Origin of the sequence: Paenibacillus glufosinatiresistens, assembly GCF_031470375.1 — a bacterium.
GTDB classification, from domain to species: domain Bacteria; phylum Bacillota; class Bacilli; order Paenibacillales; family Paenibacillaceae; genus Paenibacillus_AQ; species Paenibacillus_AQ glufosinatiresistens.
The window spans coordinates 1-23,550 of sequence record NZ_JAVFHT010000030.1 but is presented as its reverse complement, the minus strand read 5'-3'; the positions used below and the strand labels follow the sequence as shown (position 1 = coordinate 23,550).

22 protein-coding genes are annotated in these 23,550 nt (G+C 55.2%); 19 read left to right on the top strand and 3 right to left on the bottom strand.

The features are described from left to right. Positions 1 to 1,130 precede the first annotated feature (1,130 nt). From RBI05_RS18765 to RBI05_RS18750, 4 genes are all read left to right on the top strand, one after another. A complete protein-coding gene (locus tag RBI05_RS18765) occupies positions 1,131 to 1,592 on the top strand; it encodes a hypothetical protein (RefSeq protein WP_310552149.1) in 462 nt (153 codons plus the stop codon). A gap of 297 nt (positions 1,593 to 1,889) precedes the next feature. Continuing rightward, positions 1,890 to 2,420 carry a hypothetical protein gene (locus tag RBI05_RS18760; RefSeq protein WP_310552148.1) on the top strand — a complete coding sequence of 177 codons (531 nt, stop codon included), beginning with the start codon at positions 1,890 to 1,892 and terminating at the stop codon, positions 2,418 to 2,420. A 345-nt stretch (positions 2,421 to 2,765) separates the two neighbouring features. Continuing rightward, positions 2,766 to 3,209 (top strand): hypothetical protein, encoded by a 444-nt coding sequence (locus tag RBI05_RS18755; RefSeq protein WP_310552147.1) that lies wholly within the window; start codon positions 2,766 to 2,768, stop codon positions 3,207 to 3,209. A 38-nt stretch (positions 3,210 to 3,247) separates the two neighbouring features. Further along, positions 3,248 to 3,859: a hypothetical protein gene (locus RBI05_RS18750; RefSeq protein ID WP_310552146.1), complete on the top strand. Its 612-nt coding sequence runs from the start codon at positions 3,248 to 3,250 to the stop codon at positions 3,857 to 3,859. A gap of 1,104 nt (positions 3,860 to 4,963) precedes the next feature. Here RBI05_RS18750 and RBI05_RS18745 read toward each other — a convergent pair. Continuing rightward, positions 4,964 to 5,788, bottom strand: a complete 825-nt coding sequence (locus RBI05_RS18745; RefSeq protein ID WP_310552145.1) for a carbonic anhydrase — start codon at positions 5,786 to 5,788, stop codon at positions 4,964 to 4,966. Between the two features lie 711 nt (positions 5,789 to 6,499). Between RBI05_RS18745 and RBI05_RS18740 the strand changes: the two genes are divergently transcribed. Next, complete coding sequence (locus RBI05_RS18740) at positions 6,500 to 7,342, top strand: AraC family transcriptional regulator (RefSeq protein ID WP_310552144.1); 843 nt, start codon at positions 6,500 to 6,502, stop codon at positions 7,340 to 7,342. A 42-nt stretch (positions 7,343 to 7,384) separates the two neighbouring features. On the opposite strand, the gene RBI05_RS18735 is transcribed toward RBI05_RS18740, so the two are convergent. Together RBI05_RS18735 and RBI05_RS18730 are read right to left on the bottom strand one after the other, a co-directional pair. Beyond that, positions 7,385 to 7,933, bottom strand: a complete 549-nt coding sequence (locus tag RBI05_RS18735) for a GNAT family N-acetyltransferase (RefSeq protein WP_150459371.1) — start codon at positions 7,931 to 7,933, stop codon at positions 7,385 to 7,387. A 12-nt stretch (positions 7,934 to 7,945) separates the two neighbouring features. Continuing rightward, a complete protein-coding gene (locus RBI05_RS18730) occupies positions 7,946 to 8,197 on the bottom strand; it encodes a DUF2164 domain-containing protein (protein WP_150459372.1) in 252 nt (83 codons plus the stop codon). Positions 8,198 to 8,397: 200 nt separating this feature from the next. On the opposite strand from RBI05_RS18730, the gene RBI05_RS18725 reads away from it, so the two are divergent. The 14 genes from RBI05_RS18725 to cobA all read left to right on the top strand — a co-directional run bounded on the left by RBI05_RS18725 (position 8,398) and on the right by cobA (position 23,397). After that, positions 8,398 to 10,092 (top strand): glutamine--tRNA ligase/YqeY domain fusion protein, encoded by a 1,695-nt coding sequence (locus tag RBI05_RS18725; protein WP_310552143.1) that lies wholly within the window; start codon positions 8,398 to 8,400, stop codon positions 10,090 to 10,092. A gap of 233 nt (positions 10,093 to 10,325) precedes the next feature. Beyond that, entirely contained in the window at positions 10,326 to 11,927 is a 1,602-nt protein-coding gene (locus tag RBI05_RS18720) for an ABC transporter substrate-binding protein (RefSeq protein WP_310552150.1), read from the top strand. A 102-nt stretch (positions 11,928 to 12,029) separates the two neighbouring features. Continuing rightward, entirely contained in the window at positions 12,030 to 12,980 is a 951-nt protein-coding gene (locus tag RBI05_RS18715) for an ABC transporter permease (protein WP_150459374.1), read from the top strand. Positions 12,981 to 12,987: 7 nt separating this feature from the next. After that, the gene (locus tag RBI05_RS18710) at positions 12,988 to 13,833 is read left to right on the top strand and encodes an ABC transporter permease (RefSeq protein ID WP_150459375.1); all 846 of its coding nucleotides are present in this window, start codon (positions 12,988 to 12,990) and stop codon (positions 13,831 to 13,833) included. A 14-nt stretch (positions 13,834 to 13,847) separates the two neighbouring features. After that, positions 13,848 to 14,894, top strand: coding sequence for an ABC transporter ATP-binding protein (locus RBI05_RS18705; protein ID WP_150459376.1), 1,047 nt, complete (start codon positions 13,848 to 13,850; stop codon positions 14,892 to 14,894). Further along, a complete protein-coding gene (locus RBI05_RS18700; protein WP_310552142.1) occupies positions 14,878 to 15,798 on the top strand; it encodes an ABC transporter ATP-binding protein in 921 nt (306 codons plus the stop codon). The genes RBI05_RS18705 and RBI05_RS18700 overlap by 17 nt, the downstream gene beginning before the upstream one ends. Before the next feature lie 44 nt (positions 15,799 to 15,842). Continuing rightward, on the top strand, positions 15,843 to 16,337 hold the full coding sequence (locus RBI05_RS18695; protein ID WP_310552141.1) for a hypothetical protein: 495 nt from the start codon (positions 15,843 to 15,845) through the stop codon (positions 16,335 to 16,337). Positions 16,338 to 16,536: 199 nt separating this feature from the next. Beyond that, positions 16,537 to 16,995 carry a GAF domain-containing protein gene (locus tag RBI05_RS18690; protein WP_150459378.1) on the top strand — a complete coding sequence of 153 codons (459 nt, stop codon included), beginning with the start codon at positions 16,537 to 16,539 and terminating at the stop codon, positions 16,993 to 16,995. Further along, positions 16,992 to 18,056 (top strand): sensor histidine kinase, encoded by a 1,065-nt coding sequence (locus tag RBI05_RS18685; protein ID WP_408638349.1) that lies wholly within the window; start codon positions 16,992 to 16,994, stop codon positions 18,054 to 18,056. Before RBI05_RS18690 ends, RBI05_RS18685 begins: the two co-directional genes overlap by 4 nt. Continuing rightward, complete coding sequence (locus RBI05_RS18680) at positions 18,053 to 18,706, top strand: response regulator (protein WP_150459380.1); 654 nt, start codon at positions 18,053 to 18,055, stop codon at positions 18,704 to 18,706. The genes RBI05_RS18685 and RBI05_RS18680 overlap by 4 nt, the downstream gene beginning before the upstream one ends. 279 nt (positions 18,707 to 18,985) lie before the next feature. Next, a complete protein-coding gene (nirB, locus tag RBI05_RS18675) occupies positions 18,986 to 21,403 on the top strand; it encodes a nitrite reductase large subunit NirB (protein ID WP_310552139.1) in 2,418 nt (805 codons plus the stop codon). Positions 21,404 to 21,406: 3 nt separating this feature from the next. After that, positions 21,407 to 21,739: a nitrite reductase (NAD(P)H) small subunit gene (locus RBI05_RS18670; protein ID WP_310552138.1), complete on the top strand. Its 333-nt coding sequence runs from the start codon at positions 21,407 to 21,409 to the stop codon at positions 21,737 to 21,739. A 12-nt stretch (positions 21,740 to 21,751) separates the two neighbouring features. Beyond that, positions 21,752 to 22,630, top strand: coding sequence for a formate/nitrite transporter family protein (locus tag RBI05_RS18665; protein ID WP_310552137.1), 879 nt, complete (start codon positions 21,752 to 21,754; stop codon positions 22,628 to 22,630). Next, a complete protein-coding gene (gene cobA, locus RBI05_RS18660; RefSeq protein WP_310552136.1) occupies positions 22,627 to 23,397 on the top strand; it encodes a uroporphyrinogen-III C-methyltransferase in 771 nt (256 codons plus the stop codon). Before RBI05_RS18665 ends, cobA begins: the two co-directional genes overlap by 4 nt. Positions 23,398 to 23,550 lie beyond the last annotated feature (153 nt).

Sequence of the window (23,550 nt, the reverse complement as noted above, 5' to 3'; positions counted from 1 at the left end):
CTTTAGGCTATAGAACGCCTGTTCAGTATCGCCAAGAAGCCCTTAAACAAGTTGTCTGATTTACTGTTGACAATCCATTTTAACCTTCTAAAAGGGTGAGAATAATGAATCCATTTAATCTTATAAAAAACGGAGATTTATCTGATTTGATAAATTTTGTTCATTTACACGAAGGGAGTATGAAAACGTCTCGTTCTTGCCGTTGCTGCCCCGCTGTGTAATGTTGCCATTGTTGTCGTAGGTGTACGTGTATTGGTTCAGCACCGTACCTGGCTAGTCTTAATGTAAAAGTCGGCACTCTAGTTACTATAGCTACACCAGTACGAAATGACTATCAAAGGTCGTGAGTTTGCAAGAGCTTGTTTAGAGAGCCATGGTGGGCTGCCTAAATGGGAATAATATTAAATATATAAAAAGAGGTGTTATATGAGGACAGTCGGTTCTTTAATGAGAGTTTTTCTTTCAATTTTACCAAGTACTATACTTTTATTTATATTGTATTATTTTTATCCTAAAACGGGCTTAGGAATAATTATTGCTATTCCAATCATATATCTAATTAATATAAGTATGTTTCTAGTAGCCAACCATTTCTCACTCAAGAAGAGTTTTGCAACAAAAACTTTTTTATGGGTAATAACAGTATTTATTTCCTTGATTATTACTCTGTGTATTTTTCCTCAAGATTATGGACCCAAAGTAACATCTCGTCTTATTGAAAAAATCTTTTAATAAATTATTATAATAAGGATTTTATGTTAGTATATAGTAATTAATTTTATTGTAATATTGAACGAACCTGGAGAACAACTCCCTCCCTCAAGGCCCTATTTTCTTATAAGACGGAATATGATAAAGAAACTAAGTTATTTATAAATTCACCAGGATTCAATAGCGTGGGAACTCCAAGAGGACAATTCAAGAGATTTGGAAGCGACTCACATGCGGATTTAGCACCACATGTTCATCAGCCACAAAGCAATGTTGACCCATCTGGAAACGTAAGAGGCTCTGTAGGAAGTAAGACCAAAAACGGCGGAGTAACCTCTCCTACGCGGAATGATGTAAGTCAGTTATATGACTATCTTAATAATGGGAAGTACAGACCTTGATTAATGAGAGGTGTATGCATGTCGTATGCGATTTTTGATTGCTCCCAGTTTCTAACTTTTAGCTGTGATGAGGAAGTGTATAAAAACGATTTAGCTCGATTTGAAAGATTAGGAATGAAAGTGTTACTAAAAGAAGAAATAACTAAGAAGAAGCTAACCTATTTGAATCCTTTCCTTCAGGAAAAGGTAATTGAGCTATTCGACCAAGAATTTATAGGTGTATTTGAGGATTGGAAGGAAGAAAAAAGTCCGCCAATTGAACTTATCAATCTTAAAACAGAAATCAGTGAATTTTGTAGTAAGACGAACATTAAATCTTTGAAGTTAATCTTCATCTCATGTGCATCAGAAAATATTGAGGAGGACACAATTGTTAACAAGAGCGTTCATATTGACCAGTTTTATGCAGGACTTTTTGTACTTTCTAAATGGAACTTGAAAGAAGTAGCCGATAATTTGATTCTTACAATTACTTTGTAATTATTCTTCTACCTTGATTGGCTTCGTGCCTTTCAAGGTTTCTTTTTGAAGGGGAAGTTATACGAACAAATGGATTATGGTCAGATACCATAATAATCTCCTAGGGTTTCAGCGTATTTATTTTCCAGAATTGAGGGTAATCAACAGTAGGGCAGCGTACCAAAATATCATTAGCAGAATTGGATAGGGGCAACGTTGTGAGCTTGTAGAGACAGGGCCAGACCTTATGGAGCAAACCTTGTTGAGTACCTATGACTACGACATTTGGGGTAATCCGAAAGTGACGGAGGAGAACTGGTGCCATCAACAAGCGCAGTTTCGCTACACCGATGGAGGATTGGTGAATGTGAAGAAAGTGGTGAGGTGGATTGGAGCATGGAATTATTTCCGGAAGATTCAATTCGAGAATTTGTAGAATGGAAAGCCGCTAATCCTACCCACTTTACCTGGTGGAATTATCTTAATGTGAAATCTGATCTCCAGACTGCTTTGGCATTCGCTAGATTTTATTATCCTGAAATTATTGAAACAGAGGGATATTTTTTATTGAAAGACAAATTCAACTTGGAAGTATTTAAAGGTTGGAAGAGTGAATGTAACAACGACAAGCGCAGTGTTGAAAAAATGATGAATTTGTATGAAGTGAAAGACTTTTTCCATATTAACATCAATCCAAATGAAGATTTAATCGGACAGACTCGATGGCTAAGTGAAGTTCTTCAATTGTTTTGGTCGATGAGTTTTGTTCATCGGTATCCTGGGAGAAGAATCAACGTTCATATTTTTGATGATAAGGGGAGTAGATTTATCACGGTATACGAAGAGTAGTATTTTTGAAAAAAACTGTGTATATCAAGAAAAATACCACAGGAAAATGGGCTTGTAGAGAATACAATGATGGATCTCCTGTAATTATTATTTCGCATTGCAGGTACGTTAAGTATTTTATTGAGATTAATTCTTCTTGTTTTTATTTTATTGGTTTAATTTACAGTAAACTAATATAAAGGAGGATATGGCATGAAAACTTTCGGTCGCGGAATGCTGGAACGGAGACGTACGGCTACCACTACAACGGCAACCTGACAGACGGCACCGACCATCTCGGCACTCCTGCCCAGCATACGTTTTATCTATAACCCGCTGATTTATGTGGACCCGAGCGGGCATATTTTGGACACGCTTCTGGACGTTGGTTCTTTAATCTACGACACCTATAAATTCGCAAAAGACCCAAGCTGGGGAAATGCAGGATACGTTGCCCTGGATGCGGCCTCGGCATTGGTGCCATTTGTGCCCAGTGCAAGCTCGGCAGTCCGGGCAGGGAAGGCGCTCAGCAAGGTGGATGATGGCGCAGATATTGCAAGCAGCGCTGCTAAGGCGGCTGAGGGGACGGGTAATAATCCTCTACGAAGAACAGGAGATCAACAGGCTTTACATGATTTAGCTAAAGAATCTGTTAAAGAAGCAAAAAAAGGAAACCCAATCTCCGAGCAAGAAGCGAAAGTTCTTGATGAATGGGCTAACGAATATGGTGTTCCTCAACATCATCAAGCTTATTCAGGAAGCGGAAAACACTTCCCTGGTGGAAATTATCAAGATCATACCCATATTTAGAATGAACATGTACCATACAAACCTTAGGAGGGTATGCTTTGAGTAAAATCGAGCTATATTCAAATGGATTACTAATTAGGACTATTGATAAAATACATGAAAAGTATTTGGGCGTGGAGGGTGACTGTTGGAACATTGATGAAGATACAGAAGGAATAGATCCTAATGAGGGAAAGTTTCTTAATAATTTTTGTTCTAAAAATATTAATATTTCATGGTCTGGTGATGATATTGTAGAAGCGAGTTCCGATATTAATTTTGCGAATAGGTATGTAAATGCATATTTACAAGCCAATCTTCAGCCTTTGGTTTTACTTTGTAAAACAAACAAAATGATACCAACTTTTCACATGGATATAGAGAGTCGGGCAAATGGCAACTTAATTTTTATTGGTTTTGATTACGCTTATTCGGGAGGAAGTTTTTATTCGTGTGTATTTAGTGATTTATATACAAAAAGGATACCTGAATTACGAGATATTGATTTAAATGCGTATGGATTGATTAATTCTGAGGAAGAGTTAACTAATTTTATTGAAAGGAGAAATGAACTTATTATTAAGGACGAGGCAAGTAGGTTCGAAGCAGGGGAATTCACAATATATAAACTGTGGAAGTATGCTGGTGAATTCCCTATTGATATTACATGATTGTTTAACTTATACATCTCTTTTATATCTTCCGAACAATTTTATATAACCTTGATTGGCTTCGTGCCTCTCAAGGTTTTTTGCTAACCGGACAAGTCGGAGGGGGCTTGATAAAATGACCAGCATGACAGCGAAAGGAGAATTAATCGGCATGTATGCACAAGTAAAATCATTTTAAAATAGCTACTTCGATTTATCTCTTGGTAATCGGGAACCTGGTATTGGTGTGTTGGCAAGCAACCCAGTATAAATCTTTTAATAAGGAAAAGGTCATTTTGTATTCCAATATGGTTGCTTTTATGGAAAAAGAGATGTGGATTATAACCAGGGAAGGATCTTATGCGCTCTAAATTGACTGGTGGTGATCCACCTACCGTAAAGGGGTGATTTATATCTTTGTCATTTTGCGGTTAATAGTTGGCGCCTTTTTTATCGCCAACGGCGTTTGGTTTTTGAGAAAAAGGGAGATCACGTTCATCTTTAAAAAGTTTACTGGAGTTGAAAAGAAAACATACAGTGAGAAATTTCCGTTAACCGTAGGGCGAATAATTGGTGTTGTCTTGATCCTAATGGGCGCGTACGTCCTAGTCTTTGGAATACCGGATTTTTATCTTAACTCGTAGGGTACAGAGGGTGGGGGGTGAAAGATCTTTCGCTCTATTTTCAAAGTTATCAACTGAGTAGGGATCAATTAAAACGAAGGGATGGGGTAACATGAGAACTTTTGGTTGGGGAATGTTATATACAGTTGGGATTTTTGTGGTCATGCTGATTGTTTCTCTAATTACCGGAGACCGTGTGAGTCTGCCCGGGTATGTTTTTATACCCTTATTAGTTGTCGTGTGGGGGATTGCCTTTTATCAATCTCGCAGAGAACGTGAACGAGCAAGGTAGAGTTTTGGCCTGCCTGGTATTCTGCAACGGGCCCTTCTGCATACCTGATTTTTCAATCAAGGGTTAGTCCAGAGAACCTAACTATTACCTGTAAAAGTTTCCGAAAATGTTTGTCACAAAGTTCCGGGTGTTCTCTCCAACCCTTCTGCTGCTTCCGGTGTAGAGGTTGGAGAGTTTGCTCCCTATCTTTTTACAGGCAAGCCAACGGAATTAGCCCTCCTTCTCCAGGGTTCGGCTCTCCAGCGGCTGTACCGGACGGTTGTCATGGGGAAATAGATGGCGAAAAGCGCCGATCTGTTCTTCGGACCAGGTGATGGGCTGCTGCAGGACGGTCCATTGGACGCCTTCGCTGCATGGAGGTGTGGTCAGGGAACCGTGATAGCGGTAGGAGTGAAGGTCTGCCGGCAGCAGCGCTTTTAGATCAAATGTTCCGTCGATCACGGTGGGGTCCTTGCTCTCTTCCTGGGGAAGATGGGACCAAAGCTTGTTCAGTTCCTTGTTCTCGGCCCCCCCGTTAATCAGAACGCCAAGAACGGCCAGCTTCCCGTCTTCACTCTGATGAACGAAGTGCAGCTCCATCTCCGCATGTTTCCCATCCACTTCATGCTCACTGGGCAGATGGAAGTGGAACTGCTTCAACGTGTAAGTCTTCCCCTCCAGAGTCAGGGTGTTGCCGGTTCCCTTCACGCTTACTTGAACCGTGTGGCCGTTGTTAACCAGGGAGACCTCCGAAGGCGAGTACTTCACCTCAACGGGATGGAGCTTCTTGTTTATTGTAGCTTCGCTGGGCTTGATGTTGATAGGCGATTGCTCTTTGCCCAGTTCACAGGTCTTGAAGTCTTCTTCAAGCTCGCCCCAATGCTGCGGTGAAGTATCTCCTTCATAGGACCAGTGAACCGGATGAGCCTCCGCCTGGGCTTGGGCCCCGGAGGTAACGGCTGGTGCAGAATCTTCTTCATCTGAGCAGCCGGAGAGCAGCCCGCCGAGCATGAGGGCAGACAGCAGGAGACGCGAGTATAACAGCTGAGTACGCATTTGCATCCTTCTTCCAAATATGTATTTATATGAATGGATTCATTCTACTATTTGGAAAATAAAGGAACAAGGGAAGAGAGACTTATTTTATTCATTGGAATATCGACATCTCTACATAGGCAGAGGTACGACAGAGGCACAGAGAGTAGTAAACGGTAATGATGGCGGGGAACAACATAACGGATACTAGACTTCAATCATCGCGGCGATGGGGCGGACTCAGATGACTCTATTATAGAGATTTCACTGGATTTGTCCGATCTATCGGACACCAGAGACCTTATTCTTATCTGGAAGCGCTTTCTACGGGATGGAACTATGTAATAAGGGCCCCTGGGTCCGTTTTGCTAAAATAATTCGGGGATTTGCGGCCAATAAGGGCTCCTGGGTCCGGCAAGCGGACCGTTCGGCTATACCTTGGCCTCGTTCCGCTATCTCCGCGCCGCCCAGCAGTGTCGCCCGCCTCGCCTTGGTTGCCCGCATTGCCGCCCGCCCGGCTGTCCGCGCCGCCCGGCTCCCGCGCGGCTACCTGGCCGTATCGCCTGTCTCGCCTGCGTCAGCCGCCCGGGCTATACCCAGCCCGGCTCCCGCGCTGCCCTTGGCAACCCGCGCCCGCCCGGCTGCCCCCGCTCCCCCGAAGCCTTGGACTTTCCCCCGCCTCTGTGCTAATTTGAAGGACAGGAAGGTTCGTCCACTTAAGGTGGACAACCGTTGGAATGGCGGTGCGTGATGAAAGGATATGCGATCCCGGTACATGGTCCCGTCCGGCTCGTGATGACAGGCAAGTTCGAAGCTTCTTCGGAGGACTGGATGCATCTTAGCCGGGTGATGACCGACTACGAGCTGATTGTGGTGACGGAAGGAACGCTTTATATCGGGGCGGACGGGGAACGGCATACGGTCGAGAGAGGGGAGTATCTGCTGCTGCCGCCGAAGACGGAGCAGTATGGCTGGCGGACCTCCAAGTGCGCCTTCTACTGGCTTCATTTTCTGGAGGGGGAACAGGCGGGCGATTCCGGGGAACGCATCGTCATCCCCGAGAGGAAGCTGCTGGTCAGCCCCGACAAGCTCACGGTCATGATGAAGCAGCTTCAGGACTCGATCCGTTCTTATAATGAGAAGCATCTCAACAATTATATGGCGTCGGCGATTCTGTGCGAGCTGTACAACCAGACGCGAAGCGAGCCGGGCGGGGCCCGGCCGCGGCCGCGGCAGGAGCAGCTCTTCTATGATATTCAGGATTATATCAGCTACCGCCGGACGGAGAATATCCGCGTATCCGAGGTGGCCCGCCACTTCGGGTACAACAGCAAATATTTGTCGGAGCTGTTCGCCGGGCTGGCCGGCGTGCCGCTCAAGCGATACATTATCCAGCAGCGGATGGAAGCCGCGAAGCATCTGCTGACCGACACCAACGCGAGCATCGGCGAGATTGCGGCCTGGCTGCATTACAGCGACGCCCATCATTTCATGAAGGCGTTCAAAAAAAACGCCGGACTCACGCCGTCCGAATTCCGCGGTGCCTTCTCCCGGCGTATCCTCAACCGCGAATAGCCGCCCGGGCCAGCCCGGCGGCTCTTGCTGCTGCTCTTGCGGTTAGCCGAGCAGCTTCCATTCGCTGCGCAGCAGCCCGTAGACGGCATGGTGAACATAGCCGTCCGGCAGCTTCTCCGCTTCCCGGATCACACCTTCCAGCACAAACCCGAGCCGTTCCGGGATTGCCCGGCTGCTCCGGTTCCCGGTGGCGCACCGGATCTCGACCCGGTTCAGCTCCATCTCCAGCAAGGCGTAATCCACGAACACCCGGCAGGCGGCGGTCATATAGCCCCGGCCCTCATAGCCTTCTCCGAGCCAGTAGCCGATGCCGACCGAGCGGTTATGCCAGTCGACCCCATGGAAGCCGATGACGCCGGCGAACTCCTCCCGTACCCACAGTCCGGCCGTAAAAGCGCCGTTGTCCGCCGCCTGCTTCACCGACTTGCTGATAAAAGAGGCCAGATGGCTCTGCTCGGTCACATCATCGACCCAGGGCAGCCACCGGCGAAGCCGGGCCCGGGAGCGCTCCACCTGAAGAAACATGGGACGGACATGCTCGGGGGCCAGCGGCTTCAGCACCAGCTCGTCGTCAATGTTGTACTGAAACATGCGCCACTCTCCTTATTTGCGCCGAGCTCTCCACTCCAGCGCGTAAATGTCTTCCTCTAACCCCTGCATCCGCTGGGCGGCCAGCAGACGGCAGTCGGCCAGCGCCTGGTTGTAGACGACCGGGCCAAGATGCTCCAGGCAGAAGTCCAGCAGATTGCTTGCGGCCAGCTCGCCGATGGCCTCCCCGCGTTCCAGCTCGAAATAGGCCTGGAATTCCGATACGAGGGCTTCGCGCCGTTCTTTCGGCAATTTCATTGCTTTCATAGAAGAAATCCTCCGCTCCCGTGATGATGAATAGAAATCATTGTCTTCACCGTATGCTAACGCAAGGCGGCGGATTCGTCAAAGGGGAAGCGCAGAAGGGGCGGCAGCCGGAAAGCCGGATTCCGCAGCGTCCCGCGGCGTTTTATTGAACAATCGGGTCTTAACGGGTATATTAAAAAGATACATTACCGAGTGAAAGGTTGATTGCAGTGGAGAACCGTACGACCCCCTCCAATTTCATCAAAACGATTATTTCCGAGGACTTGAAGTCGGGAAAAGTGAACGGCGTCGTCACCCGTTTTCCGCCGGAGCCCAACGGCTATCTTCATATCGGCCATGCCAAGGCGATCTGGATTAACTTCACCCTGGCCGACGAGTTCGGCGGCGAGACCAATCTGCGCTTTGACGATACGAATCCGCTCAAGGAAGATACGGAATACGTGCAGTCCATCCAGGAAGACGTGAAATGGCTGGGCTACGAGTGGAAGAATCTGCGGTTCGCTTCGGACTATTTTGAGGAGATGTACCAACGGGCGGAATTGTTGATTCAGAAGGGCAAAGCCTACGTCGATGATTCGACTCCGGACGAGATCCGCGCCCTGCGCGGCACGCTGACCGAGCCGGGCAAGGATAGCCCGTACCGGAACCGCAGCGTAGAAGAGAATCTTGACCTGTTCCGCCGTATGCGGGCCGGAGAATTCGGCGACGGGGAGAAGGTGCTGCGCGCCAAGATCGACATGGCTTCGCCGAACATCAATCTGCGCGACCCGGTGATCTACCGGATTGCCCATGCCCATCATCATAATACCGGCGACGCCTGGTGCATCTACCCGATGTATGCCTTCGCCCATCCGCTGGAGGATGCGATCGAGCATGTGACCCACTCCCTCTGTTCGCTGGAGTTCGAGGACCAGCGGCCGTTCTATGACTGGGTGGTGGCGGAATGCGAGATGGAGGCCGAGCCGCGCCAATATGAATTCGGCCGTCTGAACTTGGCCCAGACCGTCACCAGCAAGCGCAAGCTGAAGCTGCTGGTGGACGAAGGGCATGTGGACGGCTGGGACGACCCGCGGATGCCGACGATCTCGGGTCTGCGCCGCCGGGGCTATACGCCGGAGGCGATCCGCAGCTTCGTCTACGAGACCGGGATTTCCAAGAGCCAGGGGCTTGTGGACCTCGGGATGCTGGAGCATTTTATCCGCGAGGATCTAAAGCTGAAGGCGCCGCGCACGATGGCCGTTCTCCGGCCGCTGAAGGTGGTCATCACCAACTACCCGGAGGGCCAGACCGAGTGGCTGGAAGCCGAGAACAATATCGAGAATGAAGAGATGGGCGTGCGGAAGATTCCATTCTCCCGGGAGATCTATATTGAACGGGACGACTTCATGGAGAACCCGCCGAAGAAATTCTTCCGCCTGTTCCCGGGCAACGAGGTGCGGCTGAAGTATGCGTACTTCATTACCTGCAACGAGGTTATCAAGGATGAGAACGGCGAAGTGGTGGAGCTGCGCTGCACCTATGATCCGGACACGAAGACGAGCACCCGGAAGGTGAAAGGCACGCTGCATTGGGTAGAAGCCTCCCACGCCGCCCCTGCCGAGTTCCGCCTGTACGAGCCGCTGATTTTGGACGAAGAGCCAGAGGGCGAAGCGGCGGAAGCGGAAGGGGAAGACAAGCCGGAGAAGACGTTCCTCGACAAGCTGAATCCGAATTCGCTGGAGATTCTGCACGGCTTCGTCGAGCCGGGACTCAAGGACAGCGCGCCGCAGGACAAGTTCCAATTCTTCCGCCACGGCTACTTTAATGTAGACAGCCGCTACTCCAAGCCTGGCGAGCCGGTGTTCAACCTGATTGTCAGACTGAAGAGCTCCTACCAGCCGCCGAAGGAAGGGTAGGCAAGTCCCCTGCTTCGGGCAGGGCTTGCCTATCCTTCAGTCGGAGCAGCCGTGGGACTATAGGACCGTCTTTTGCCGTCTTTCGACAGGTGAAAGACGGTCGTTTTGTCGAAAGTGTTGAAATACCAAGTAATCTTATATATAATTAAGAATATTAGATCAGGACTTTAGATCAGGACTATAGACAGAAGGGGCGAAATCATTTGAAGAACTATCGTATCGGCTTTATCGGCATGCTGCTGTTGGTGCTGCTGGTTACAGCCTGCTCGAACGGCAACAACAACGCTTCGTCTTCGAAGGGCGACGCTTCCTCCAGCCAGGCTCCGGCCTCCTCGGCGGCTCCGTCCGGCGAAGGCACACCCAAAGACGGCGGCAGCCTGATTATCGGCGTAGCGGCCGACCCGGTTATCCTCAATCCCAACTATGCCGGGGACCGCGTCAGCCTGACGATTGACCAGGCGCTGTTCGCGCCGCTGTTCCAAGTCAATAACGGCAAGAAGACGTTCTATCTGGCGGAGAGCCTGACGCCTTCCGCAGATAATCTGACGTATACCCTGAAGCTCAGAGACGGACTGACCTGGCATGACGGCGAGAAGCTGACGGCCGACGACGTCGTCTTCACAATCGAGAAAATTCTCGACGAGAAGCAGAACAGCTTCCTGCGCGAGAGCTTCGTCGTCGGCGGCAAGCCGGTCGAAGCCGTTAAGGTGGACGATCTGACCGTGGAGTTCAAGCTGCCGCAGGCCAGCCCGGCGTTCGAAGCCGCCCTGGTGCAGGTCTCCCCGATTCCGAAGCATATCTTCGAGAACGAGACGGATATTGAGAAGAGCAGCAAGAACGCGGCTCCGGTCGGCTCCGGCCCGTTCAAATTCAAGGAATACAAGACCGGCGAGTACCTGACGCTGGAGCGTTTTGACAACTACTTCGGCGGCAAGCCGCATCTGGATTCCGTCACGTACCGGATCGCCAAGGATACGAACGCAGCCAATCTGGCGCTGCAGAACGGCGAGATCAATGTGAAGTATCTCGACCCGCAGGATATCTCGACGATTGAAGCGACCGGCAACTTCGACATTCTGCCGTACAGCGAAGGACGCCTGTCCTACCTGATGTTCAACGAGAACAGCGACACCGGCGTACTCGGCAAGAAGGAAGTCCGCCAGGCCCTCTCTTACGCGCTGAGCCGCGACGAGATCATTCAGACTGCTTATACTTCCGGCGATTACGCCGATCCGGCCAAGTCGTTCCTGACGCCGGACGCGCTGTTCTTCACCAATGACGTTCCGACCTTCGACAATGATACCGCCAAGGCCAAGGAAATGCTGGACGCCGCGGGCGTGAAGAATCTGAAGCTCCGCTTCATCGTACAGAGCGGCAACAAGGTGCAGGAAGCCGTCTCTCTGTATGTGCAGCAGAAGCTGAAGGCTGTAGGCATCGAGGTGGAACTCCAGAGCATGGATTCCAGCGCCTTCGTCCAGAAGTTCAACGATCTGAAGGCCGCTGATTACGAACTCGTGCTGACCGGGTATATTATGGGATACGATCCGGACCCGTACCGCATTCTGTTCGCTTCAGGCGGAAGCTCGAACTACTCGCACTACAACAACCCGGCAGTCGATCAGCTGTTCGAGCAGGGTGCAGGCGAAGTAGACCCGGCCAAGCGCGGCGAGATCTACAAGAAAGCCCAGGTGCAGATTGCCGAAGACGCGCCGATCTATCCGATTGCCTACACGAAGACGATCGTAGCGGTATCGAAGCAGTTCGGCGGCATCGACGAAGCCGTGCTGAAGCCGGTTGTCATCTTCGAGGATCTGTCGAAAATCTATCAGAAATAACGCGTATCCCTACGCGTCCAAGAATAAGCGGGTTCCCGGCTCAGCCGGTGAGCCCGGTTTATTTTTTTGGCCGTATGGGCCCGGAGGGGACGGAATCTAGACATGGGACGAAGAATCGTGGGAAGACTGCTGCAGACCGTGCCGATGCTGTTCTTTGTCTCGGTGGTATGTTTTGCGATGATCAAGCTCGGACCGGGTGACCCGGTGCTGTCGTTTGTGACGCCGAACATGCATGCCGAGGATATTGAGCGCATCCGGCACAATCTGGGTCTCGATCAACCTGCCTATATTCAATATTTCAATTGGCTGAAGGAAGTCGTCCAGGGCAACTTCGGCTATTCGCTGGTTAACCATCAGCCGGTGCTGGATCAGATTCTGGACCGGCTGCCGGCTACGGCGGGCCTGATGGGGAGCGCCATCGGGATCGGCGTGCTGCTTGCCCTTCCGTTCGGCCTGCTTGCAGGTGCGAACCGGGGGCGCTGGCTGGACCGGGCGGTCAATGCGGTCGCCTATGTGGGAATCTCCATTCCCGTCTTTTGGCTGGCGATTCTGATGATCTATCTGTTCGCCATCCATCTGCACTGGCTGCCCAGCATGGGCATGCGGACAATCGGCGTCAGCTCGGCGGCGGATGTGCTGAAGCACGGTCTGCTGCCCTGCCTGACGCTGGCTTTCGGTTTCTTCGCGGTCTATGTCCGCTACATCCGCTCCAGCACCATCGGGCAGCTTCGGGAAGACTATGTGCAGCTTCAGTATGCGTTCGGCTCCGCCCGGCGCATCGTGCTGTTCCGGCATGTATTGAAGCATGTGATGCTGCCGATCATTACGCTGCTCGGCATGTCGATGGGGGATCTGGTCGCCGGCGCAATCGTCACCGAGACGGTCTTCTCCTGGCCGGGCATCGGCTCGCTCGGAATGACGGCGGTGAAGGGCATGGATTACCCGCTGATTATGGGAATTACCCTGCTGTCCTCGCTGCTCCTGATTCTGGGCAACCTGGCTGCGGATATTCTCTATACCATCGTGGACCCGCGCATTAAAGGATCGAGGTGACCCCTGTATGAACCGAAGAATCTGGACAAATATCGGACGGGAGCTGCGGGAGAGCCGCTGGGGCATTGCGGCCCTTGCGCTGCTCGGCGTGCTGGTGCTGGGCGCGCTGCTGGCCTTTCTCTCGCCGTATGACCCCAATCAAATGAATGTGATGGACCGGCTGCAGCCGCCGGGAGCGGACCATTGGTTCGGAACGGATGAATACGGGCGCGATTATCTTGCCCGGGCGCTGTACGGCGGACGAATCTCGCTGCTCGTCGGCTTCTCCGCCATGCTGGTCGCCTCGCTGATCGGTGTGACGGTCGGGGTGATCAGCGGCTATTTCGGAGGCTGGGTGGATTCGGTGCTGATGCGGATGCTGGATATTATTCTGTCTATCCCGTCGTTCCTGATTCTGCTGCTGCTCAGCGTCTTTCTGAAGCCGAACGTAATCAGCCTGATTCTGATTATTGCTTTTCTGATGTGGATGAACATCGCCCGGGTCGTCCGCGCCGAGACGATGACGCTGAAGGAGCGCGAATATGCGCTCTACGCCAAGGCCTCCGGCCAGAACACGCCGGGCATCATAGTGAAGCATATTCTTCCCGGACTGATCCCGACGATCATTGTCGGCGCGACCAACAGCATCGCCTCGGCGATTCTGATGGAGTCGTCGCTCAGCTTCCTGGGCTTCGGCATCCAGCCGCCGAATGCGACCTGGGGCAGCATGCTCAACAGCGCGCAGGGCTCGATGGCCCAGGCGCCGTATCTGGCGGTGTTCCCGGGGCTGCTGATTCTGTTGACGGTGCTCTGCTTCAATGTGCTGGGCGATATTCTGCGGGTCGGCTTCGAGCCGAAGCTGCTGAAGCGATAAGGAGGAGACGCAAGATGACTGAGCCTTTGCTGTCCGTAGACGATCTGAAGGTCTCCTTCCGGACGCGGGATGGAGAGAACGAGGCGGTGCGGGGAGTCAGCTTTCATATGGAAGAAGGCGAGACTCTCGGCATCGTCGGCGAATCCGGCAGCGGCAAAAGCGTGACCGCCAAGTCGATCATGGCGCTGATCCAGCCTCCCGGCCGGATTGCCTCCGGCACGGTAAAGTACCGCGGCCGCAATCTGCTGGAGCTGCCGGAGAGGGAATGGCGGCGGATTCGGGGGAACCGGATCGCCATGATTTTTCAGGACCCGATGACTTCGCTCAATCCGCTTCGCCGGATCGGGGACCAGATCACGGAAGTGATCCGGCGCCACCGCGGCTTGTCGAAGGCGGAGGCGGCCGAGGAGGCGGTCCGGCTGCTGGCCGATGTCGGCATTACGAACCCGCGCGAACGGCTGCGCCAGTATCCGCACGAATTCAGCGGCGGCATGCGCCAGCGGGTCGTGATTGCGATGGCCCTATCCTGCTCGCCCGAGCTGCTGATTGCCGATGAACCGACGACGGCGCTCGATGTGACGATTCAGGCGCAGATTCTGGAGCTGTTCAAGGATCTCCGGGAGAATTCCCGGACCGCCGTTGCGCTCATTACTCATGATCTCGGTGTGGTGGCACAGGTGTGCACGCGCGTGATCGTGATGTACGGCGGACTGATTATGGAAGAAGGCAGCGTAGAGGATATCTTCCGCCGCCCGCAGCATCCGTATACGCTCGGACTGCTGCGTTCGCTGCCCAAACGGGGAGCGGAAGGACGGGAGCGGCTGACGCCGATCGAAGGCTCGCCGCCCGAGCTGCTGAACCCGCCGCCGGGCTGCCCGTTCCGGGACCGCTGCCCGCATGCGTTCGCGCGCTGCGTGGAGCGGCCGCCGGCCTTTGAGCTGGGCGAGGGACACCGCTCCGCCTGCTGGCTGGCCGAGGAGATGGCCGCCGGTGTCCAAGCGAAGAGCGGGACGGCAGCTACGACAGATAAGGAGCGTGCGGCCGATGGCAACCGGGAATAAAGAAGTGCTGGTGGACGTCAGCGGGTTGAAGAAGCATTTTGTTGCCGAACGCGGACTCTTCGGCCGCCGGGAGAGCGTGCTGAAGGCCGTCGACGGCGTCAGCTTCCAGATCCGGCGCGGCGAGACGTTCGGGCTGGTCGGAGAGTCGGGGAGCGGCAAGTCAACGGTCGGCCGCTGCCTGCTGCGGCTGTACGATTACACCGCAGGCGAGGTGCGGTTCGGCGGCCAGCCCATCGGCGGGCTGGGAGAGAAGGCGCTGAAGCCGTTCCGGCGGCGGATTCAGTCGATTTTTCAGGATCCGTATTCGTCGCTGAACCCCGGGCTGAATGTGCTGGAGCTGATCGCGGAGCCGATGAAGATTCACGGCCTGTACCGGCCCGGCAAGAGCCGGGAGGAAGTGGTGGCGCTGCTGGAGAAGGTCGGCCTCAAGAGCGAGCATCTGTACCGGTATCCGCATGAATTCAGCGGCGGCCAGCGGCAGCGCATCTCGATTGCCCGCGCCCTGTCGGTGCGGCCGGAGTTCGTCGTCTGCGACGAGCCGATCTCGGCGCTCGACGTATCCGTGCAGGCCCAGGTCGTCAACATGCTGGAGGATCTCCAGCAAGAGCTTGGCCTGACCTACCTGTTCATCGCGCATGATCTGTCGATGGTCCGGCATATTTCGGACCGGATCGGCGTCATGTATGCGGGCCGGCTGGTCGAGGTGGCGGACAGCGATGAGCTGTACGACAATCCGCAGCATCCGTATACGCGGGCGCTGCTGTCGTCCATGCTGGAGCCCGATCCGACCGGCAGCGGCGAGCGGGTGCTGTTCGACCGCCGCGCGCTGTGGTTCGAGGCGGGGGAGGGCGGCGAGCTTCGCGAGGTTGCGCCGGGCCATTGGGTGGCGGACTACCGCCAATAAGGCAAGAGAATCGGCGGCGGCCTGCCGCGAAGGAGGAGAAGAGAATGACGGAGAGCATCGGGAACGGAAGAAGCGGAGCGGCTGCCGGGACGGAGGGCCCGGTCAAGCTGTCGCAGTGGGACGCGCTGCTGCTGGAGTCGTTGCGCAGCCGGGGCTGGAGCAGCGAAGAGCTGATTGCGCGGGTGCGCGAAGGAAATCTTCCCGCAGACGACAGCGAGTTCGAGTTCGACTACCGGCGGCTGACGGAGCTGGAAGCCGAGAATCCGGAGGCGTACCGCCGGGCGGTCGTCTCGGGCTACCGCATCAAGTACAACACGATCCGGGGCATCCGCAGCTGGATTCAGGTCGCGCTCGGCCGGGAGCCGGAACTGGAGCTTGAAGAAGGCAAGGAAGCGGTCCGGGCCCGGCTGACCGCCGCCCAGGCGCAGCGGCTGGAGGAGGTTCTCTCTCCGGGCTGGCGGATGGACAGCGGCCTAAAGGCCGGAGCGGCTGCGGAGGAAGCGGTCGGGGTGACAATTGTCCCGGAGCGGCCGGAGTAACCGGATAAACGGAGTATTCGGTGGAACCGAAAGCGATAAGGATACCCCTTGGAAGCCGAGCCGGCAACGGCTCATCAGGCGGACAGGGGGTATATTTGTATAGAGGGAAATACATCTGGAGGTCTTCGTTCATTGAAATGATTTCCCGTACGTTATATCCTTGAAGACAAGAACGTTAATGGACAGGGAGACTTTGGAAATGGATAAAGAGGCGGATTTACAGCGCGAGCTTGAGCATCTGCGGGGCGCGCTCGGATATGATTTCATGGCGATTGCGCTTCCGGAGCCCGCCGAGGAGCAGTTCGTCATTAAATGGAGATATGCCGCCGGCAATCTCAATGAACGCTATCGGCGAATCGTACTGCAGACCGGCAAGGGAGTGGCGGGCATCGTCTTCAAGACGGGCAAGCCGATGTGGCTGCCGTCCGTGCAGGAGGCGATCAGCGACGAGAACCTGTTCCACTATCCCATCATCAATCTGGAGAAGCTCAAGAGCCTGGCGGCTGTTCCGCTGTGGAACGACGCCCGCGTGGCGGGCGTCCTGCTGGGCGGCTTCCGCGAACCTGAGCGGGTCACCGAGAGCCATCTGGAGGAAATGCTGAAATGGGCCAAGAAAGGTATCGGAGACTTCAACGGAAAGGAATGGATGTCCAATTGACGGCCAAGGTGGATGCGGATACGCTGAACCGGCTGACGGGCCTGCTGTTCGCGAACAGCCGGGAAGCGATCATACTGGTTGACGGCTCGGGCGGAATTGTGGCGATGAACCGGGCCGCGGAGGAAATCATGGGACCTGCGGTAACGCAGGAGCTTCACCGGCTTCAGGAGCGGGCCATCTGTGAAGCTTGCCGGGGCTATACAAGCGAGACCGAGCTGCGCACCTGCGCCGATTGCTACCTGAACGCGCCGGATACGTCGAACTTCAGTTCTTTCCAGGTGTTTCTGGAGACCGGGGGAAAAGGTCCCGAGCCGTATACGGCTTCCTTTCAGCTGATAGATCCTGAACGGGGCATCCGGGCCTTCATGCTGCGCAACCAGACCCGGCAGTATCAGGCGCAGGAGACGTATTACCGGAACAAAATGATCAAGCATGTGCTGGAGGCCCAGGAGAACGAGCGCCGCCGGATTTCCCGGGAGCTGCACGACAGCGTCGCCCAGGAACTGATGAGCGCGATGGTCGATCTGCGTGTGCTGAAATATATGACCCAGGACCAGAGTCTGATCGGCAAAATGCAGCAGACGGAGGCCGTCCTGACCCGTCTGCTCGGAGATATCCGGAACTTGTCGGTGGAGCTTCGCCCCGCAACGCTGGATGACTTCGGCCTGGAGGCGGCCTTCCGCTCGCACTTCAAGCGCCTGGAAGAGAATTACGGCTTCGGCGTCGAATTCGTCTCCGAGCTGCCTTGCCGCCGGTACCCGAGCGAGATCGAGACCGTGATCTACCGCGTCTGCCAAGAGGCGGTGCTGAATGCGATGAAGTATGCGCAGGTCGACGAGGTGCGCGTCACGCTGACCGAGAACGAAGGACGCCTTCGGCTCACGGTCTCCGATGACGGGGCGGGCATGACGCCCGGCGCGGAGCCGTCGGGGACGGGGCTTGGCCTGTACGGCATGCGCGAGCGGACGGAGCTGGTCGGCGGCAGCTTCACCCTGGATTCGCGCCAGGGGCGCGGAACGACGATTACAGCCGAAGTTCCGGCCGCCGGAGATTGCCTATGAAGATTGTAATCGCGGATGACCACGCCATTGTGCGGAGCGGATTTACAATGATTCTGAACTTTCAGCCCGATATGGAAGTGATCGGGACGGCGGCGGACGGAGCCGAAGCCTATGCGGCTGTGGCGAAGCTGCGCCCCGACATCCTGGTAATGGATGTCAGCATGCCGCCCGGCGAGAGCGGGCTGGTGGCGACAGGGAAGATCAAGGCCGATTTTCCCGAGACCCGGATTCTGATACTCACCATGCACGATGATGAGGAATACCTGTTCCATGTGCTCAAGAACGGAGCGTCCGGCTATGTGCTCAAGAGTGCGCCCGACGAGGAGTTGCTGCTCGCGATCCGGACCATCTACGAAGGCGGCACCTACATCCATCCGAAGATGGCCAATTCACTGGTGCGCGAGCTGTTCAGCCGGACCGAGACTTCCGGAAGCGCCGGGGATGATACGTTCGAGCAGCTGTCGGTGCGGGAGCTGGAGGTTCTGCCGCTGATTGCCAAGGGCTACGGCAACAAGGAGATCGCCGAGAAGCTGTTCATTTCCGTCAAGACGGTAGAGGCCCACAAAGCCAAGATCATGGGCAAGCTGAATCTCAAAAGCCGTCCGGAGCTCGTCGAGTATGCGCTCAAGAAGAAGCTATTGGACCGCTGACGGAGAACGGATTTGTACATTCTGCAACAAATTTATGGATATTGTGCGGCGGATGAAGGACTTCAACCGCTCGAACCAAGCGCCTGTTGTGCGGAACAGGCGCTTTTTGGCGTCCGCTTAGAGGGGGATAGGGACCCTTAAGGGTTTTTTGCCCCGACAAATAGAAGTTTCCCTAATAGGATCGGCTGCCGGAAAGTGGTACCTTGAAAACAAGAGAAGAAAGTGAAAAAGTTCACAACCTTACATGATATGTTAGCTAACAAGCAGGAGGGGAACCAAGTGGAAAAAGAACGTCTGGTACTCGTCGGAAACGGTATGGCAGGGGTTAGAACCCTGGAAGAGATCCTCGATCGAGATCCCGCGAAATATAAAGTGACAGTGATTGGTGAAGAAGCTTACACGAACTACAACCGGATTATGCTCTCCAATGTGCTCCAGAACAAAATGACGGTCGAGGAGATTATCACGCATCCCCGCGAATGGTATGAAGAGCATGGAATCGAACTGATCCACCATGATCCGGCGGTCGATATGAATACCGCGGACAAGACCGTTGTGACGGCAAGCGGCCGCACCGTTCCTTATGATCTGTGCATTCTGGCGACAGGCTCGCGTTCGTTCATTCTGCCGATTGAAGGATCGAATCTGCCGGGCGTCCTCGGCTTCCGCACCATCGACGATACGGTGGCGATGCTGGAGATGGCGAAGCAGTACAAGAAGGCCGCGGTGATCGGCGGCGGTCTGCTCGGTCTGGAAGCGGCCAAGGGGCTGGTCGATCAGGGTATGGACGTTACCGTTATTCACCTGGAGAAATGGCTGATGGAAGTACAGCTCAACGAACCGGCCGGCAACCTGCTCAAGCGCGATCTGGAGAAGCAGGGCCTGAAGTTCCTGATGCAGAAGAAGACCGTCCGCATTACCGGCGACACCCGCGTAACGGGACTGGAATTCAGCGACGGCACCACGCTCAAAGCCGATCTCGTCGTCATGGCGGCCGGCATCCGGCCGGAGACGGCGCTGGCGCGCAAGGCGGGTCTGGAAGTAGAACGCGGCATTGTCGTTGACGACTATCTCGCTACGAGTGCTCCGAGCGTCTACGCCGTCGGCGAATGCGCGCAGCACCGCAGCCGGGTCTATGGCCTCGTCGCCCCGCTGTTCGAGCAAGGGCGTGTGCTTGCGGACGCGCTGACGATGGGCAAGGGAGCGCCTTACCAGGGCAGCACGACGTACACGTCGCTGAAGGTATCGGGCTGTGACCTGTTCTCGGCGGGCATCATCCGCGAGGAAGAGGACGTGCAGGCGATTGAAGCGCTGGACGGATTGGCCGGAAGCTACAAGAAGATTTTTGTCAAGGATAACCAGGTTGTGGGCATTGTTCTCTACGGAGATACCAGCGAAGAGAACCGCTACCTCAAGATGCTGACCCAGAAGCAGGATATCTCGGGACTCACTTCCGTCTCGCTTCTCTCGGCCGGCGGCTGCTGCGGCGGCGGGGCATCTGCGGACAGCGTTGTGGACTGGGCGGATGAAGAGACGGTCTGTGGCTGCAACGGGGTCACCAAGGGAACCATCGTGAACGCCATCCAGACCAAAGGGCTGACTTCGGTAGCCGAAGTAACCAAGGCGACCAAGGCCGGCGGCTCCTGCGGCAAGTGCAAGGGCATGATCGACGAGCTGCTTACAGCCGTGATCGGCAAGGATAAGGTGGTAGCGAAGAACGGCATCTGCGGCTGCACGGATTTGAGCCGGGATGAGATCGTTCTGAAGATTCATGAAATGGGCCTGATGACTACGCGCGAAGTGTATGAGAAGCTCCAGTTCCGCAATCCGGAAGGCTGCTCGAAGTGCCGCCCGGCGATCAACTTCTATCTGAACGTCGCCTTCCCGGATGACCATCTGGACGAGAAGGAATCCCGCTTCGTCAACGAACGGATGCACGGCAACATTCAGAACGACGGCACGTTCTCGGTCATTCCGAGAATGCGCGGCGGCAAGACAACTCCGGAGCAGCTTAAGAAAATTGCGGAAGTTGCGGCGAAATACGATGTGCCGCTCGTCAAGATCACGGGCAGCCAGCGCATCGGCCTCTACGGCGTGAAGAAAGAGGATCTGCCGGAAATGTGGGAAGAACTCGACATGGATTCCGCATCGGCATACGCCAAGGCGGTCCGTTCGGTCAAGACCTGCGTCGGCGCGAACTTCTGCCGCTTCGGCACCCAGGACTCGATGGGGCTCGGCATCAAGCTGGAAGAGCGTTATGAATACATCGACACGCCGCACAAGTTCAAGATGGGCGTATCGGCCTGCCCGCGGAGCTGCGTGGAGACGGGCGTGAAGGATTTCGGCGTCATCGGCGTCGAGAACGGCTTCCAGATCTATATCGGCGGCAACGGCGGTACGGAAGTCAAGGAAGGCAAGCTGCTGACGACGGTGGAGACGGAGCAGGAAGTAATTGATATCTGCGGCGCCATGCTGCAATACTACCGCAAGACCGGCATTTACGCCGAGCGGACGGCTCCGTGGCTGGAACGCCTGGGCTTCGAGCAGGTGAAATCGGTTCTGCTGGACCCCGAGCAGCGCAAAACGCTGCTGGAAGAGCTGGACCGTTCGACGGAAGGCAAACGCCGCAATCCTTGGAATGAAGTCGTCCGCAGTGAAGCGGTTCGCAACGAACTGTACACAGTAGAAAGGGTGTAAGCGATGGGACTGGAACAAGCAAGCGCAGTGCAGGAGAAGATTCGTGTCGTTCGGGCGGAGCAGCTGCTGCCCCGCATTGGCCGCTCTTTCCGGATCAAGGATGAAGAGATCGCGGTATTCCGTCTCTCCGACGGAACCATTAAGGCCGTCGGCAACAAGGGCCCCAACAAGCTGGGGCCGCTGGCGGAAGGCACTGTATCGGGAGAGTATGTATTCTGCCCGGTCCGCGACTGCCGGGTATCCCTGATTGACGGCCGGGTGCAGGAGCCGGACGAGGGCAGCGTGCCCACTTATGCAACGACCGTCGAGGACGGAGAAGTCTTTATCTGGGTATAGGAGGAGTTCGTGATGGATTATGTAAAACCGGGTGAGGTGCTGGCTTCCATGCTGGAAGCCGGCCAGACGAAGGCTGAAATGTCATGGAGCCGGCAGTTGATCCGGGGACTGGTTGCCGGCCTTATCCTGGCCTGCGCCACGACGCTCGCTTATACGGCGGCCGGGCAGACCGGGATTCCGCTGGTCGGCGCCCTGCTGTTCCCGGTCGGCTTCGTCATGATCGTGCTGCTCGGGCAGGATCTCGTTACCGGGAATTTTGCTCTGATTCCGATGGCGGCGCTCGAGCGCCGGACGACGACGGCCAAGATGCTGGGCAATTTCTTCTGGGTAATTGTCGGCCATCTGATCGGCTGCGCCGCCTACGCGGCGCTGTACAGCCTGACGATCTCGAAGATGGGCAACGACATGTCGAATCCGCTCATTCAGACCGTCATCTCGGCTGCCGAAGCCAAGACGACCGCCTACAAGGCCATGGGCGGGGACGGCTGGACGCTGGCGTTCATCAAGGCAATCCTGTGCAACTGGATGGTTACGCTGGGCGTGCTGCTGTCGATGACCTCCAAGTCCACCGCCGGCAAAATCATGGCCATGTGGCTTCCGATCCTGACCTTCTTCGCCCAGGGCTTCGAGCACACCGTCGTCAACTTCTTCGTCATCCCGGCCGGCATGATGCTGGGCGCGAACGTCAGCTTCGGCGACTGGTGGATCTGGAACGGCATTCCGGTGCTGCTCGGCAACTTCGTCGGCGGCGTGCTGCTGACAGGCCTGCTGTTCTACTTCTCGCAGCAGCGTCTGCGCGACGGACGGAAGGCTTATGAAGCCTCCCGGACGGCAGCAAGAGCGGCAGCGCCTGCTGGAATGGCTCCCGCCAAGACCGGTACGGAAGCATGAGAGGCGGGGCGATTGCCATCGTCGGCGCCGGCCCCGGAGATCCCGAACTGATTACGCTCAAGGCGCTTCGCCGGATTGAGGCGGCCGATGTCATTCTGTACGACCGGCTGGTCAGCGGCGAACTGTTGGATTACGCCCGTGAAGGAGCGCTGCGCATCTACTGCGGCAAGGCTCCCGGACGGCACGCGATGACCCAGGAGAACATTCAGCGGGTCATGCTGGAGCATGCCTTGGCCGGAAGCCGGGTCGTCCGCCTGAAAGGCGGCGATCCTTACGTCTTCGGCAGAGGCGGCGAGGAAGCGATCGCGGCGGCGCAGCAGGGCATTCCGTATGAGGTGATTCCCGGCATTACGTCGTCCATCGGCGCGGCGGCTTCGGCCGGTGTGCCGCTGACCCACCGGGGGTTGTCCGGTTCGTTCGCCGTCGTAACGGGGACCCGGGCGGAGGAGTCGTCCTCCAAGCCCCGTTGGGACTGCCTGGCCCACGGAGTAGATACGCTTGTCATCTACATGGGCACGGCGCAGATCGGCGAGATCCGCCGGGAGCTGCTGGCCCACGGGAAGAGCGCATCCACGCCGGTCGCACTGATCGAGAACGGCACGACTTCGGCCGAGCGCACCTTTGTCGGCACGCTCGGCGGCATGGAGAAGCTGGCCGCTTCCGTACAGCTCCGCAATCCGGCGCTGATCGTGATCGGCGAGACGGTCCGGGTGCGGGAGCAGCTGCTGGCGCTGGAACGGATGGCGGAGCAGCGGGTAGTCGGCTGAAGCCGGGCGAACAGGGAGAGGCAATCGCTCCATTCCTTAGAAAATCAAGCCGCACACGAAAGACCCGCGTCCGTAGTGAACTGTGACCCGGATTGTGGACGGTAAATGTAAAGGGCCGGCAATCTTAACTGGCAAGCAGATGACTTCTGAATT